Raw genomic sequence first — 14416 nt, 5'->3', positions numbered from 1 at the left:
CCGCCCGAAGCGTCACGACCACCGGGCCCGGCCTGGCCACCAGGGCCGGTCGAGCTACCAGGGTCGGTCGAGCTACCAGGACCGCCAGGGCCTCCGGGACCGCCGCCACCGTGGGGACCGCCAGCGCCTGCTGAGCCGCCGGCGTTCGGGCGCGTCGGCCCGCCGGGGCCGGTCTGCCCGCCACCGCTGCGACCTGGACCGTTGAGGCCGGCCGGACCACCGGGGCCGGTCGGTAGGCCCCCGCCGCCGCTGAGACCGCCGCCGTTGGGGCCGGGGCCTACGGAGCCGCCGTTCAGGCCGCCCGCTCCGCCGGAGCCGGGCGCACCCATGGGACCGCCGGAGCCGGTCGGGCGACCGCCGCCGCCGTTGGGGCCGGGACCTCCGAAGCCACCGCCCTCGGGGCCGGGACCTGCGGGGCCGCCGCCGTTAGCGCCGCGACCCCTGCCTGCGGGACCGCCGCCAATTGCGCCGCCATCGGGACCGGGGCCCGCGGGGCCGCCGCCGCTGTCTGGGCCGGGGACTGTGGGGCCGCTGTTCGGGCCACCGGTTTCGCCGGGGGCGGGTGCGCCCGGGGGGCCGGAGGGGCCGCCCGGACCGTTGGGGGCGGTCGGGCCGACGACGGGGCCGGAGACCGGGCGGGGGTTGGGACGTTGAAGTGCGGAGTGAGGGGGCGCCGAGTGGGGGTGGGCGGCGTTCTGCGGGAGGACGGGGTGCGTGCCGGACGGCTGGGCCACTCCAGGTGGCACGGTGCCGGGGCCGGGGCGTCCGCCGGGTGGGCCCCAGTGGCCCGGACCGGTGTTGCCCTGACCGGGCTGAGGTCCCCCCGGGGATTGGGGGCCCTGGGATTGGGGGCCCTGCGGCGGGCGGCCTTGTGGGGGGCGGCCCTGCGGCCCGGGGCCGGACTGTGGTCCTGGGCCTCCGGGGCGACGGTTCGGGTAGCCCTGGGCCGGGACTCCGCCCGGGTGGGGGCCGGGACGCTGCCCGGATCCGGTGTGGGGCGGCAGCACCTGATGCGTGCCCGAGGGCTGATTCACGCCGGGCGGCACATTGCCCGGGGGAACATTGCCCGGGGGCACGATGCGCTGCGCCCCCGACGGCTGGTTCACGCCCGGCGGCAAGACCTGGTGCGTGCCGGACGGCTGGTTCACGCCCGGCGGCAGCACCTGGTGCGTGCCGGACGGCTGGTTCACGCCCGGCGGCAGCACCTGGTGCGTGCCCGACGGCTGATGCACGCCCGGCGGCAGCACCTGGTGCGTCCCGGACGGCTGGTTCACGCCCGGCGGCAGCACCTGGTGCGTGCCGGACGGCTGGTGGACGCCAGGGTGGGGCGGCGGTGGTCCGCCGGGATTGGGGGGCAGAACCGGGTAGGCGCCGGACGGCTGATTGATCACGCGATGCGGACCGGACGGCTGATTGACCGCCGGATTCGGCGGCTGGCCGTAGTTCGGCCGCGCTCCCGGAGGCATGATCCGCGGCGGGAACGGCCCCGGCCGAGGCGGCCCCGACTGCGGCGCACCCGACTGCGGCGCCCCGCCCTGCGAGGGCCCCGCCTGCGAAGCCCCCGCCTGCGGCGGCCCCGATTGCGGCACCCCCGAAAAAGTCCCGGCCCGCGGCACACCCGACTGCGAAGCCCCGGCCTGCGGCACACCCGACTGCGGCACACCCTGCCAAGCGCCGGCCTGCGGCGGCCCACTGGCCAGTCCGCCCGGCGCGGCACCACCACTCCGCGGCCCGTCCTGATCGTTCGCGGCCGTCTCCTGCCCTACCCCACCCGCCCGGCCCGGGCCCGGCTCGGACCGCGGCTCCTCGTCACCCACCGAATCGCCCACCGAATCGGCCGCCGAGCCCGGCACCCCGCCCCGCGGCACCCCCGAGGCCTGGCGCTCCCCTGACCCCCCTGAGGACGGCGCTCCGGTCTCCGGATCCTGTCCGGACTCCTGGTTCCCGTCCCCCGCCCGCGACACACCCTCGGACGGCACGGACCCACCCTGCGACGGACCCCCCGCCGGCGGCGGGCCGTTCGGCGGAATCCGGGTCACTCCTGCGTTGGCCGGCCGCGACGGAGCACCCGCCGGCCGGAACACCGGATAACCGTTCCTCGCACCGGCCGACACGCTCTCGCGTTCGCTCCCGGACTCCGGCAGCGAACGATCCGCCGAGCTCTCCTCAGCGCTGGTCTGTGCGTCCCGGGTGTTCGCCGGCTCGGCGTCCCCCCGGGAGTGGCGTCCGCTCATCGAATGGTCTCCCGAACGACGATCCTGGACCGGGCCCGGCCGCCGCGCATCTCGGCGGCACGATCGCGCCGCCAGTCCGTGGCCGCGGTGCGCAGCACCGCCCGGACCGGGCGGTCAGGACTCACCTGCCGCAGGATCACTGAGGTCAGGACGATCGACAGGGCGATCTCGATCGCGGGGAACAGCTCGACGTCCCTGGTGATGACCCACCGGAGGAACATCAGCACGGCGAGGACGACGGCGAACAACGGATATGCCACATAGGGCAGGTGCACCGGAAGCGTGAAGCCCTTCGGACCCAGGAAGAGCAGCTTCGCGCGGTAGATGTCGTCGTCGGGGCGCAGCCGCATCCGATTCAGCCTCCGAGCGCGAGCTTGGCGATGCCCTCCCCGAACGCGAAGAGCAGCCCCGCGCCGGCGATGAACACGATTCCGAGGATGGCGATGCCCCCAGTGGTCAACGCTTGCGACCACTGTCCCTTGCCGGACCTGCTCAAGATGATCACACCGACCACCGCGAGCAGGATCGGCACGATCTTGGACACGATGAACCCGACGATGCCGTCAGTGTTCAACGTGGTGCCGCCCGGGTCAGCCGCGGCGAGAATCCCGTCAGGAATCCCTGCGGTCGCCTGGATCACGTGGGTCAGCATCTGTACCTCCCGCATTGGTACGCCGACTCCTCGGCCCTTACACGGCCACGGACACTACTGGGTTCCCGCATCCGCCGATCGGCATGCCGACGTACCACCACCTCTCTGGTGACGCTAAGACACGCTACCGCTACGGCCGGGGAGTTGGTAATAACACCGTTCACCGATTGGGACCGCCGATCGTCCCCGCTCGGACGGCCCACACTCACCGATACGGAGGATCAACCCGCAGGTGGTGCGGGGTCAACCGCCTTCATCAGGTGAACCGGTACGTTCACGGGTCCGGCTACGGAGGGTGCGGGATCTCACCGGGGCCGCCCTCCGGCCCCCGTCTACCGACGAACTGCACTATGGGGACGCTCAGCCGCAGCGGCCTCATTGCCCCCACTGGGCATCATCGTCCGGTGTGGGACCCGATACCCTGTTTCCCGCGGCCCGGCGGTTCCCGGCGACGTCGCACCTCACGTGCTTGCACCGAGTGTCCGGAGGGACCGGTGAACAGGACGACGCTGGTCGCGGCCATCGCGCTCGGCTTGGGCCTACTTCTGGCCTTCGGCGGATCGGTGATCCTGGCGCACGCGCGGGCCGCGGTCCGGACGGACGGCCCCCGCAAGAGATCGAACACCCAGTTCCCGGCCGCGCTCTCCGCCCTGCTGGGATTCCTGCTGACCAGCGTCTCCGGGGCGGTGCTGTGCTGGCGGCTGGCGCCCGGGCACGGTGCGACCGCGCTGCTGGCCGCGATCGTCGCCGGGGTGATCCTGTTCGCGGTCGTGGGTGGCGGGTTCGCGCGGTTGGCCGACCGGGTCGAGGAACGGCGGTTGCGGCAGGTGCCGCACGAGACGCATCGTCCGATCTCGGCACCCCCGAAGCGGGCCGCGCTCACCGCGGGCGCCCGTCGTCCGTCGGCGCTGCCGGCCACCCCGCGCGACGGTCGCCGGAATAACGCCGGGCCCGAGGGCGGCGGGGCTCGTAACGGGCCCTCGCGGTCCGACCGGGAGCAACCGCCCGGGGCCGGCGCCGCCGACGTGCCCGCCCGCCGGCCGCCCGCTCCCCGGCCACCCGCTCCCCGGCCACCGGCCGACGATTCGCCCTACGGGGCCTCGACCCGTCTGGTCCCGGTCCCCCCGCGCCCCCGCCCCGCCGCGCGCCCACCCCAGGCCCAAGCCCCGGCCGTCGGCTACCCGCCCACCCCGGCGGACTCCCCGGCCGCCCCCGACCCCCAAGCCCCACCGGAATCCCAAGCCCCACCGGAATCGCAAGCCCCACCGGGATCCGAAGCCCCACCCGAGTCCGAAGCCGCCCCGGCCCCCGAAGCCCCCGCGAATCCCGAAGCCCCACCGAACCCCCGAGCCACCCCGGCCCCCACACCCACCGCCAACCCCGCCACGGACGTCGCTGCTGCCACTGTGGAGCCCTCCGGGTATCCGGGCCTCGACGCGGGCTGGATGTACCACGACGAGGCCGACGGGTGGTTTCTCGCGGTCGGCACCCCGGCCGGCGGCTCGGCCCTGTTAGGACTGCCGTCCTTCGCGCTGGTCGGGTACTCCGAACCGGGCGCTCCGGTCGGTACCCTGACGCGCGCGGGTGCCGCCGAGTTGACGGTCCTGCCCGACGAAGAGGAGACGGCGATCACTGAAGATAACGCCGTCAACAAATCGGCTGAGCCCGGCGCGGGAGAAGCCGGTTGAACACGTGAATGAATGGCCGAGTGCCCACCCCGAGCGATCAGTCATCGGACACAATCAGCCAACGAGTCACCAAGTCATATCAACGTGTTAGATTCTAACTGTTGGTAGACGAGCTGTGACTCTGCGGCAGCAGTGCTGGTGGGCGCCAACCCCCGCTGCGAGGAGGCGTGAAATGAAGAAGTTCCTCAAATGGGGAGCGATTGCCCTGCTGGTGTTCTTCGTCGTGACCCAACCGGGTGACGCGGCCGGCGTGGTTCGGTCCCTCGGTGATGGCTTGGTGAACATCGCCAGCGGGTTCAGTTCGTTCGTCACCAACCTGGCTTAGTACGTACGTCACCGCGCCGCCCGGCTGCGAGTCCAGAAGCGGCTCGCCGCCGAGCGGCGCTGTCGCGTCCCCGTGCGCCCGGTCAGTCTTCCGGCGGAGATCCGTCCCAGGCGGCTGCGTGCAGCCGCCTCAGGCCCGTCACGGCCTCCACCGCGAGCTGTTTGTCGGCGGCCTGCACCGCCAGCACCGACACCAGCTCGTCGTCGAGGAGCTCCAGCGCGGCCCACGGTGAGTGCCGGTCGAAGCGGACGGCCCGCACCAGCGTCCACGGCACGGTGATGCCGCCGATCACGTTCCGGACCCGCACCTCGGTGGCGTTCGCGACGACGCGGGGGCGAGTGAACGCCAGCGCGCCACCGGCCAGCAGGATCCCGAGGAACACCATGCCGATCTGGTCGCCGATACCGAACGGTCCCCCGGCGTCCGCCTCGGCTTCGGCGTCGTGCACCGGACGCCCGAGCAGCACCGCGACGACGACGAACAGCACCACGATCGAGACCGCCACGATCCAGCAGACGATCGTCAGCCGGTGCGGACGGGACCGGACGATCTCCGGCCGGGTCACAGCCGGCATGCGTGGATCGACGTGACGATGATGGCGCGGGCACCCAGGTCGTACAGCGAGTCCATGATCCGGTTGGTGTCTTCGCGCGGCACCATCGCCTGCACGGCCACCCAGCCGTCCTTGTGCAGCGGCGAGATCGTCGGGCCCTCGATGCCCGGTGTCATCGCCACCGCGTCGTCCAGGCGGGCCAGCTCGACGTCGTAGGCCAGCATCACGTACCGGCGGGCCACCAGGACGCCGTTGATCCGGCGGGTCAGCTGGTCGACCCGGTGGTCGTCGCCGGACTCCGAGCGGCCCTTGCCCCGGATGACCACCGCCTCCGAGCGCAGGATCGGCTCGGCGACGATCTCCAGGCCCTGCTGACGCAGGGTCGCGCCGGTCTCGACGACGTCCGCGATCACGTCGGCGACCCCCAGCCGGATCGCGGTCTCCACCGCGCCGTCCAGCCGGATCACCTCGGCCGTGACGCCGTGGTCGGCCAGGTGCGAGCGCACCAGCCCCGCGTACGAGGTGGCGATCCTGCGGCCATCCAAATCAAGAACCGAGGAAACGGTGCCCGGCCGGGCCGCGAACCGGAACGTCGACGCGCCGAACCCGAGCGGCAGCACCTCGACCGCGTCGGCACCCGAGTCGAGCAGCAGGTCACGCCCGGTCACCCCGAGATCGAGGTCGCCGGAGCCGACGTACACCGCGATGTCGCGGGGGCGCAGGTAGAAGAATTCGACCTCGTTCTCGGCGTCCACCAGCACGAGTTCTTTGGGGTCGCGACGCTGACGGTAACCCGCCTCGGACAGGATCGTGGTGGCTCGCTCGGAGAGCGAGCCCTTGTTGGGGACGGCAATGCGCAGCATGCCCGCAGGCTCCTTCTACAGGTGGGCGTAGACGTCGTCGAGGCTCAGCCCGCGGGCCAGCATCAGGACCTGCAGGTGGTAGAGCAGCTGCGAGATCTCTTCCGCGGTCCGATCGGCGGACTCGTGCTCGGCGGCCATCCAGACCTCGGCCGCTTCCTCGACGACTTTCTTCCCCACGGTATGGACGCCTGCCCGTACCGCCTCCACCGTGCCGGAGCCCGGGGTGCCCGCGGCCACCTTGGCCGACAGCTCGGCGAACAGCGCATCGAACGTTTTCACGTCCGTAGTGTTTCATGCGCCGGCGCGCACCCCGGGCGCCTGGTTAGCTAGCCGACACCGAAGCCCACCTGCGGCACCGGGGCCTGGCGGAGGTCGCGGAGTGCGACCGCCGCGTCCAGCGCGGCCAGGGTGGCCTCCCGGCCCTTGTCTTCGGCGCTGTCCGGGAAACCGGCCCGGTCGTGCGCCTGCTCCGACGTATCGCAGGTCAGGACGCCGTTCCCGACCGGAGTGCCCGCGTCCAGCGCTACCCGGGTCAGCCCGGCGGTGACCGCGTCGCAGACGTACTCGAAGTGCGGTGTGCCGCCCCGGACCACGACCCCCAGCGCCACCACCGCGTCACACCGCCGGGCCAGCTCCTGGGCGACGACCGGCAGCTCGACCGCTCCGGCGACCCGGACGCTGACCACGTCGGTGACGCCGCTGACCGCCGCGGCGGCCAGCGCCCGGTCGAGCAGGCGGTCGGCGATCCGGGAGTGCCAGCGGGCCGCGACGATGCCCAGCCGCAGTCCCGCGGCGTCCACCGCACCCAGGTCGACCGCTCCGCCCCCGCTCATGCCAGTGCTCCGTCCGGTAGTCCGATGATGTCGTGCCCCATCCGGTCCCGTTTCGTCCGCAGGTACCGCACGTTCTCCGGTTGCGCGTGCGCGGGCAGGACCACGCGGTCCGCCACGGTCACACCGTACGACTCCAGGCTGGCCTGCTTCGCCGGGTTGTTGGTCAGCAGCCGCACCGACCGCACGCCCAGGTCCAGCAGGATCTGCGCCCCGATCGCGTAGTCCCTGGCGTCCACCGGAAGCCCGAGCTCGAGGTTGGCGTCGACCGTGTCGGCGCCGGAATCCTGCAGCGCGTACGCACGGAGCTTGGACAGCAGACCGATGCCGCGGCCCTCGTGTCCGCGCAGGTAGACCACCACTCCCCGGCCCTCGGCGGCGATCGCGGCCAGAGCCGAGTCGAGCTGCGGGCCGCAGTCGCAGCGCAGGCTGCCGAAGATGTCGCCGGTGAGGCACTCCGAATGGACCCGGGCCAGCACCTGCGGGCCGGCGACGTCCCCGGCCACGAACACGACGTGTTCGGTGCCGTCGACCGTGCTCCGGTACCCGATCGCCCGGAATTCCCCGTGCCGGGTCGGCAGCCGCGTCTGGACCGTCCGCTCGACCTGCGACTCGGTCTTCCGGCGATAGGTGATCAGGTCGGCGATCGTGATCAGCGTCAGGCCGTGCTCCGCGGAGAACGTCAGCAGTTCCGGCACGCGCGCCATCGTGCCGTCGTCGTTGACGACCTCGCTGACGACGCCGGCGGGGTGCAGCCCGGCGATCCGGGCCAGGTCGATCGCGGCCTCGGTGTGGCCGGCCCGGGCCAGCACGCCGCCCTCGGCCGCGCGCAGCGGGAAGACGTGGCCAGGGCGGGTGAACGCCTCGGCCGTGACCGTGGGATCGCCCAGCAGCCGGATCGTGTGGGCCCGCTCGGCCGCCGAGATCCCGGTCGTGACCTTGTTCCTGGCGTCCACCGAAACGGTGTAGGCAGTGCCTTTGCTGTCCTGGTTGGTGTGGTGCATCGGCGGGAGGTCGAGGCGGTCGGCGTCCGCCGCCGTCACCGGCGCGCACACCACCCCGGAGCTGTAGCGGATCGTGAACGCGAGCAGTTCCTCGGTCGCCGCGGACGCGGCGAACACCAGATCGCCCTCGTTCTCCCGGTCTTCGTCGTCGACGACGACGACCGCCTTACCGGCGGCGACGTCGGCGATCGCCTGCTCGATGGTGCCGAATCCAGTCATGACCTCACCAGCTTCTCGACGTACTTCGCGATGACGTCCACTTCGAGGTTCACCACCGCGCCGACCGGGCTGGTCCCGAGCGTGGTCACCGCGAGCGTGGTGGGGATGAGGCTGACCTCGAACCACTCCGCGGTGACCGCGGTGACCGTCAGCGAGACGCCGTCGACGGCGATCGAGCCCTTCTCGACGACGTAGCGGCCGAGGTCGGCGGGCAGGCCGATCCGGACGAGTTCCCAGTGCGCGTCCGGCCGCCGTTCCAGCACCGTGCCGACCCCGTCGACGTGTCCCTGCACGAGATGGCCGCCGAGCCGGGTGGCGAGCGTCGCGGCTCGTTCCAGGTTGACCGGGTCGCCGGGGGCCAGCCGCCCGAGCCCGGACCGGTCGAGCGTCTCGGCCATCACGTCGACGGTGAACGAGTCGGCGGTGCTCCCGACGACGGTCAGGCAGACGCCGTTGACCGCGATCGAGTCACCGTCGTGGGCGTCGGCCGCGACGAGCGGCCCTTTCAGCGTGAGTCTGGCCGCCCGCTCCAGCCGGTCGACGTCGGCGAGCGTGCCGAGTTCTTCCACGATTCCGGTGAACATGATCAGCCGTGCCTCCTTCGCCTCGAACGGGCTCCGGAGACGCATCGCGGAAGGCAAGCACGGGCACCGGCGGGCCCGGCCGCGTCGGATCACCGAACTCGGATCACCGAACGGGGGCACGCCTCGACACCCGCGCGCATCCTCCCATCCGGACTTTCACCGTCGGTCCCGGAGTTCCACCGGGTCAACCGCTCACCTGTGAGGGATTGCGGGTCGCGGACTGTCACCGCCGGTTCGGACTTTCACCGACCCCGGAGCGCGCGTACTGCTTTCTGATCCTTGTCACTGATTCCGGTGGAAATCCCACCGTTACTTGGCATCCTTCCACGACCCCTCGCGCACGGCCCGGCGTGTGCGACATGGATCACGGTTCCGCGGTGCCTTCCAGGCTCCGCGCGTCCGAGCCTCGACCCGGTTCAGGATCTTTTCGACGATCGACAGCCACCATCGACCCAGGAGTCCGCTTCGCGACCGACTTCATCTCGCTGGCGGCGGCCACGACCTCGCGGTGGTCGGCGAAGCGGCGCTGGGTGGAGAGTGCGACGCCGATCGACAGCGTCAGCAGCCCGTGACGGCGTAACCGGCCTTGCCGGTCGAGCACCTCGAAGTAGCCGCGGGCCAGGTCGTCGGGGTCGTAGAGCACCCGGCTGGCCTGGTCGAACAGCGTGATCGCCCGGTCGGTGATCGGCGTGATCTGCTCGGGCGTGCAGACGACCAGGAAGTCGTCGCCGCCGATGTGGCCCAGGAACGGCTGGGTGCCGGCCACGCCGATCGTCGACGTGTGCAGGGCCGCCGCGGCCGCGGTGAGCATCTGGTCGCCGCGGTAGAAGCCGTAGACATCGTTGACCGTCTTGAAGTTGTCGAGGTCGATGTAGCAGACCGCGTACTCCCAGCCGTGATCCTGGCGCGCGGCGATGCGCTCGGCGATCGCGTCCAGGATCCGCGTGTTGCCGGGGAGGCCGGTCAGCGGGGAGACGTCGCGCATCTCACGGTTGCGGCGCAGCGTGTTGCGTACCCGGGCGATCAGTTCGGTGAGGTCGAACGGCTTCGTGATGTAGTCGTCGGCACCGGCGGTGAGGCCCTGGATGCGGTCGGCCGAGAGATCCTTGGCCGTCAGCATGATGATCGGCAGTGCGGCGGTGAGCGGAGAGGCCCGGAGCTGACGGCAGAGCTCGTAGCCGTCGACGCGCGGCATCATGACGTCCAGAAGAACGAGGTCCGGACGGTGGCGTTCGATGGCGGCGAGCCCACCGCGGGCGTCGTTCGCGACCAGGACCTCGAAGCCCTCGAACCGGAGGTTCATCGCGACGAGCGCGGTGATCGCGGTGTCGTCGTCGACGACGAGCACCAGCCCCTCGCCGTGCGGGGACGCACCGACGGCATCACCCGCCGCTCCGGTCACCGGATCGCCGCCGCGGTGCGGAGCGCGGCGACCGCGGCGGCCGGATCCGCCGCGTTGTAGACGGCGGAGCCGGCCACGAACGTGTCGGCACCGGCCTCGGCGGCCGCGTGGATCGTGTCGGCGTTGATGCCGCCGTCGACCTCGATCCGGAGGTCGAGATGCCCGGTCTCGACCCGCTTGCGGGCCTCGGTGACCTTCGGGAGCACCTCGGCCAGGAACTCCTGCCCGCCGAAGCCGGGCTCGACGGTCATGACCAGCAGCGTGTCGAAGTCCCGCAAGATCTCCAGGTACGGCTCGAGCGGGGTGCCGGGCTTGAGCGCCAGCCCGGCCTTGGCACCGGCTTTGCGCAGGTCACGGCCCACCGCGGCGGGGTCGTCGGTGGCCTCGGCGTGGAACGTGACGTTGTGCGCGCCCGCCTCGGCGTAGGTCGGCGCCCAGCGCCCCGGGTCTTCGATCATCAGGTGGCAGTCGAGCGGGATGTCGGTCGACGCCTTGATGCTCTTCACGACCGGCAGGCCGAGCGTGAGGTTCGGGACGAAGTGATAGTCCATGACGTCGACGTGGAGCCAATCGGCGCCGGGCGTGCCCGGTGAACCTTTGACCGCTTGCGCGGCCTCCGCCAGCCGGGCGAAGTCAGCGGACAGGATGCTCGGTGCGACGAATAGCTCCACGCTGTGGGATTTTACGGGGCGGGCTCCTCCGGCTTGCGGAGCAGGCAGAGGAACATCGCATCGGTTCCGTGACGGTGCGGCCAGAGCTGGAGAGACGTCAGGCTCACCCGGCTCGCCGTGCTTCCCGCCGTCGCCGGGTTCGCGTCCTTGGCCTTCCGGGCTTCCGGCACCGTCCGGACGTCGAGGGGCTCGGCGTTCGTGCGCCTGCAGACGTCGGCGACCAGAACACGCGTCTCGGCCAGGTGCGGCGAGCAGGTCACGTACGCGACCAGGCCGCCGGGGCGGACGGCCTCGAGCGCGGCCAGCAGGAGCTCGCGCTGGAGCTTGGCCAGTGCCGGGACGTCGCCGGGCTGGCGGCGCCAGCGGGCTTCGGGCCGCCGCCGGAGCGCGCCGAGGCCGGTGCAGGGCGCGTCGACGAGGACCCGGTCGAAGCCGTTCTCCGGGAGCTCCGGGTGCTTGCCGACATCGCGCCCGTCCGTGTGCAGCACCGTCACCGGGAGCCCGGCGGTCGCGTCGAGGACCAGCTTGGCCCGGTGTTCGGTGATCTCGACCGCGGTGAGGTGGGCGCCGCGCTGCGCGGCGATGCTCCCGAGGAGGCCGGCCTTGCCGCCGGGTCCGGCGCAGAGGTCGAGCCAGCGCTCGTCGGTGCCGGTGAGCGGGGCGGTGGCGAGGGTCCAGGCGCAGAGCTGGCTGCCTTCGTCCTGGACGTGGGCGCGGCCGTCGGCGATGGCTTTGACGTCGCCGGGGGCGCCTTCGGGGAGCTTGACGGCCACCGGCGACCAGCGGCCCAGCAGGTCGTTCTCCCCGTCGTCGGCGGTCGGGGCCGCCCCGCCGGCGGCGGGGAACGCACCGCTGACGGCGGGGGCCGCACCGCTGACGGCGGGGGCCGCACCGCCGTGCGTCGCGGCCGGGGGCCCGCCGGCGGGGGCCGGAACGGACGCGCCGGACGGCTCGTCGGACGGAGCGGACGCGTCGGACGCGGCAGCGGCGTCGGAGGCTGCCGGCGCGGCAACGCCGTCGGAGGCCGCCGGCGCGGCAGCGGATGCGGCGGGCACGGCCGGCGCGGCAGCGGGCACAGCATCAGATGCTGCCGGCGCAGCAGCGGGCACGGCATCAGATGCAGCGGGCACGGGGTCGGATGCGGGGGGCGTCGCGGAAGGCGGGGCGCCTTGTTCGAGCGTCGCGTCGCGTGCGGCGGGCTCGTCGGCAGCGGCAGCGGCCTCGGCCGGGTGCTCGGCAGGATCCGCAGCGGGCTCCCCGGCAGAGGACACGGCAGGCCCCTCAGCGGGGTCGCTCGCGGAAGCGTTCACCGGCCCGCCCGCGGTAGCTACCGCATAGCCGCCCGGAGTGCCGTCCGCGGAAGCGACCGCGGAGTCGCTCGCCAGGGGCGCAGCGGAGCTGTCGGCGGGCGCTTCGGCGGAGCCGCTCGCAGGATCTGCAGCGGAACCGTCCGCCACGGGCGCCGGGACGGAGGCATCGGCCGGCGAGGCGGAGCCGTCGGCCGGGACCGGGCCGGGAGCGGCGGGGAGGGCGGCGGGGGCGGTGTCGGGCCGGGCGCGGCGGGGGGTTCGGCCCAGGTCGGACCGGACTTCGGCGGCCAGGTCGTCAGGGCTGATCCGCCCGGGGCGGGCGGCCAGGTCGACCGTCGGGCGCTCGTTGTCGGCGGCCAGCGCTCTCGCGGTCTCGCTGTCGCCCAGCGCGAGCTGCTCGACGCTCTCGCCGAGCGCGTCGGCGAAGGCGCGGACCACCCACTCCGGGTGGCTGTACCGCACCGCGAGATGCGCGACCGGATCGGTCGCGAGGTCGGGCGTGACCTCGGTGAGCCACTCGTCGAGCGTTCGCTCGGAGACCCGGCGGAGCACCGCGTTGACGAACCGCGCCGGTCCGTCGGTGAGTGCCACCCGGGCGACCTCGACCGTGCCGGCGACAGCGGCGTGATCCGGCACCCGCGTGAACAGGAGCTGGTACGCGCCGAGCCGGAGCGCCTGGAGCACCCGCAGATCGACCTCCTCCATCGGGCGGCTGCTGCCCCCGGCCAGGATCGCGTCGAGGGTGCCCCGGTGGCGCAGGGTGCCGTAGGTCAGTTCGGTGACGAAAGCCGCGTCGCGACCGGTCAGACCCCGCTCGACGAGCAGCGGAGGGAGCGTGAGGTTCGCGTACGCGTCGCGCGAGGCCACCGCGACGAGCGCGTCGAACGCGGCCCGTCGTGCCGGGTCGGGGTCGGCCTTCTGGTACGAGCCCCAGGCGCGCTTGGTCCGGTCGTCGCCCGGACGTCCCCGGTCACCACGGTCCTCGCGCGGGCCGCGGGAACGGTCGCCGCGGTCAGGACGGCCGCCGGCACCGCGGTCCGGGCGTCCGCCGCCGAACGAACGGTCACCACGGTCCGGACGGTCGCTGCCGCCCCGGTCGGGGCGTGGACCGCGGTCGGGCCGGTCGCCGCCACCGCGGTCGGGACGGCCACCACCGAACGGACGGTCGCCACGATCCGGACGGCTACCACCGAACGAACGGTCACCACGATCCGGACGGTCGCCACGATCCGGACGGCCACCACCGAACGAACGGTCGCCGCGATCAGGACGGTCGCCACGATCGGAACGGCCGCTGCCGAAGGAACGGTCGCCGCGGTCCGGACGAGGGCCGGCTCCACGGTCTCCCGGCCCGGACCGGTCACGGCCGTAGGGGCGGTCGCCGCTCGGGCGGTCGCCGCCGCGGTCGGAGCGGCCGGTCCCGAACGAGCCGCCCCCGCGGCCGGGGCGGGCGTCGCTCGAGCGGTCGCTGCCCGAGTTTCGGCCGCCTGCGAAGGGCCGATCGCCACGGTCAGCCCGCGGCCCGCGCGGACGGTCGCCACGATCCGGACGGGAACCACGATCGGGGCGGTCACCGCCCCGATCAGGACGGCCACCCCCGAACGAGCGGTCGCCACCACCGAACGGACGGTCGCCACCATCCGGACGGGAGCCACGATCGCCGCCGGAACGGCCACCCCCCAAGGGCCGGTCCGATCGCGCACCGCCACGATCACTGCCACCGCGATCACTGCCACCGCGATCACTGCCGCCACGATCACTGCCACTACCGCCGCGATCCGGCCGCCCCCCGTTGAACGGCCGGTCGCCCCGATCCGAACGAGAGCCCCGGTCACCACCCCGGTCGCCCCGGTCACCACCCCGGTCGCCCCGGTCACCACCCCGGTCGGGACGATCACCACCGCGGTCGAAGCGGCCGCCGCCGGAGGGCCGGGAACCGCGGTCGGGACGCGGGCCGCGGCCTCGGTCACCGGACGAGGGACGGTCACCGCGGTCGGGGCGGTCGTCCCCGGCGGAGTTGCTGTGGCCCGTGGGGCGGCCGCGGCCGTCGGCGGAGTCGCGCCCGGTGGGGCGGTCGTCGG

15 protein-coding genes and 1 riboswitch are annotated in these 14416 nt (G+C 73.3%); of the genes, 3 read left to right on the top strand and 12 right to left on the bottom strand.

Annotated elements, in window-relative coordinates; all coding sequences use genetic code 11:
* Positions 1-1077 precede the first annotated feature (1077 nt).
* The gene (locus tag ACIBZJ_RS10200) at positions 1078-1227 is read left to right on the top strand and encodes a hypothetical protein (RefSeq protein WP_395927670.1); all 150 of its coding nucleotides are present in this window, start codon (positions 1078-1080) and stop codon (positions 1225-1227) included.
* A gap of 1003 nt (positions 1228-2230) precedes the next feature.
* Here ACIBZJ_RS10200 and ACIBZJ_RS10195 read toward each other — a convergent pair.
* Positions 2231-2584, bottom strand: coding sequence for a hypothetical protein (locus ACIBZJ_RS10195; protein WP_395927668.1), 354 nt, complete (start codon positions 2582-2584; stop codon positions 2231-2233).
* 5 nt (positions 2585-2589) lie between these two features.
* Positions 2590-2886 carry a hypothetical protein gene (locus ACIBZJ_RS10190; RefSeq protein WP_142707973.1) on the bottom strand — a complete coding sequence of 99 codons (297 nt, stop codon included), beginning with the start codon at positions 2884-2886 and terminating at the stop codon, positions 2590-2592.
* A gap of 494 nt (positions 2887-3380) precedes the next feature.
* Between ACIBZJ_RS10190 and ACIBZJ_RS10185 the strand changes: the two genes are divergently transcribed.
* Positions 3381-4574, top strand: coding sequence for a hypothetical protein (locus ACIBZJ_RS10185; protein WP_395927666.1), 1194 nt, complete (start codon positions 3381-3383; stop codon positions 4572-4574).
* Positions 4575-4746: 172 nt separating this feature from the next.
* Positions 4747-4899, top strand: a complete 153-nt coding sequence (locus tag ACIBZJ_RS10180; protein WP_395927664.1) for a hypothetical protein — start codon at positions 4747-4749, stop codon at positions 4897-4899.
* 82 nt (positions 4900-4981) lie between these two features.
* Here ACIBZJ_RS10180 and ACIBZJ_RS10175 read toward each other — a convergent pair whose 3' ends face one another.
* The 10 genes from ACIBZJ_RS10175 to ACIBZJ_RS10130 all read right to left on the bottom strand — a co-directional run bounded on the left by ACIBZJ_RS10175 (position 4982) and on the right by ACIBZJ_RS10130 (position 14305).
* Positions 4982-5473 (bottom strand): PH domain-containing protein, encoded by a 492-nt coding sequence (locus tag ACIBZJ_RS10175; RefSeq protein WP_395927662.1) that lies wholly within the window; start codon positions 5471-5473, stop codon positions 4982-4984.
* On the bottom strand, positions 5461-6315 hold the full coding sequence (gene hisG / locus ACIBZJ_RS10170; RefSeq protein ID WP_395927660.1) for an ATP phosphoribosyltransferase: 855 nt from the start codon (positions 6313-6315) through the stop codon (positions 5461-5463). The genes ACIBZJ_RS10175 and hisG overlap by 13 nt, the downstream gene beginning before the upstream one ends.
* A 15-nt stretch (positions 6316-6330) precedes the next feature.
* Positions 6331-6594: a phosphoribosyl-ATP diphosphatase gene (locus ACIBZJ_RS10165; protein WP_395927658.1), complete on the bottom strand. Its 264-nt coding sequence runs from the start codon at positions 6592-6594 to the stop codon at positions 6331-6333.
* Between the two features lie 47 nt (positions 6595-6641).
* Positions 6642-7148, bottom strand: a complete 507-nt coding sequence (gene ribH / locus ACIBZJ_RS10160; protein WP_395927656.1) for a 6,7-dimethyl-8-ribityllumazine synthase — start codon at positions 7146-7148, stop codon at positions 6642-6644.
* The gene (locus ACIBZJ_RS10155) at positions 7145-8368 is read right to left on the bottom strand and encodes a bifunctional 3,4-dihydroxy-2-butanone-4-phosphate synthase/GTP cyclohydrolase II (RefSeq protein WP_395927654.1); all 1224 of its coding nucleotides are present in this window, start codon (positions 8366-8368) and stop codon (positions 7145-7147) included. Before ACIBZJ_RS10155 ends, ribH begins: the two co-directional genes overlap by 4 nt.
* Complete coding sequence (locus tag ACIBZJ_RS10150) at positions 8365-8952, bottom strand: riboflavin synthase (RefSeq protein WP_395927789.1); 588 nt, start codon at positions 8950-8952, stop codon at positions 8365-8367. The genes ACIBZJ_RS10155 and ACIBZJ_RS10150 overlap by 4 nt, the downstream gene beginning before the upstream one ends.
* 132 nt (positions 8953-9084) lie before the next feature.
* Positions 9085-9216: riboswitch (FMN riboswitch) on the bottom strand.
* A gap of 100 nt (positions 9217-9316) precedes the next feature.
* Entirely contained in the window at positions 9317-10354 is a 1038-nt protein-coding gene (locus ACIBZJ_RS10145) for a response regulator (RefSeq protein WP_395927652.1), read from the bottom strand.
* Complete coding sequence (gene rpe, locus ACIBZJ_RS10140) at positions 10351-11025, bottom strand: ribulose-phosphate 3-epimerase (protein ID WP_395927650.1); 675 nt, start codon at positions 11023-11025, stop codon at positions 10351-10353. The genes ACIBZJ_RS10145 and rpe overlap by 4 nt, the downstream gene beginning before the upstream one ends.
* Before the next feature lie 11 nt (positions 11026-11036).
* Positions 11037-13202 (bottom strand): transcription antitermination factor NusB, encoded by a 2166-nt coding sequence (locus ACIBZJ_RS10135; protein ID WP_395927648.1) that lies wholly within the window; start codon positions 13200-13202, stop codon positions 11037-11039.
* Positions 13139-14305: a hypothetical protein gene (locus ACIBZJ_RS10130; protein ID WP_395927646.1), complete on the bottom strand. Its 1167-nt coding sequence runs from the start codon at positions 14303-14305 to the stop codon at positions 13139-13141. The genes ACIBZJ_RS10135 and ACIBZJ_RS10130 overlap by 64 nt, the downstream gene beginning before the upstream one ends.
* Positions 14306-14416: the final 111 nt, after the last annotated feature.

This window comes from Cryptosporangium sp. NPDC051539, from assembly GCF_044454545.1.
Taxonomy (GTDB): Bacteria; Actinomycetota; Actinomycetes; order Mycobacteriales; family Cryptosporangiaceae; genus Cryptosporangium.
Note: the sequence above shows the minus strand (reverse complement) of the source record. Positions and strands in the feature narration are given on the sequence as shown.

Coding starts and splice junctions, on each gene's coding strand:
- ACIBZJ_RS10190 (WP_142707973.1), bottom strand. CDS start 2,886: ATGCTGACCCACGTGATCCAGGCGACCGCAGGGATTCCTGACGGGATT.
- ribH (WP_395927656.1), bottom strand. CDS start 7,148: ATGAGCGGGGGCGGAGCGGTCGACCTGGGTGCGGTGGACGCCGCGGGA.
- ACIBZJ_RS10195 (WP_395927668.1), bottom strand. CDS start 2,584: ATGCGGCTGCGCCCCGACGACGACATCTACCGCGCGAAGCTGCTCTTC.
- hisG (WP_395927660.1), bottom strand. CDS start 6,315: ATGCTGCGCATTGCCGTCCCCAACAAGGGCTCGCTCTCCGAGCGAGCC.
- ACIBZJ_RS10175 (WP_395927662.1), bottom strand. CDS start 5,473: ATGCCGGCTGTGACCCGGCCGGAGATCGTCCGGTCCCGTCCGCACCGG.
- ACIBZJ_RS10155 (WP_395927654.1), bottom strand. CDS start 8,368: ATGACTGGATTCGGCACCATCGAGCAGGCGATCGCCGACGTCGCCGCC.
- ACIBZJ_RS10200 (WP_395927670.1), top strand. CDS start 1,078: ATGCGCTGCGCCCCCGACGGCTGGTTCACGCCCGGCGGCAAGACCTGG.
- ACIBZJ_RS10150 (WP_395927789.1), bottom strand. CDS start 8,952: ATGTTCACCGGAATCGTGGAAGAACTCGGCACGCTCGCCGACGTCGAC.
- ACIBZJ_RS10180 (WP_395927664.1), top strand. CDS start 4,747: ATGAAGAAGTTCCTCAAATGGGGAGCGATTGCCCTGCTGGTGTTCTTC.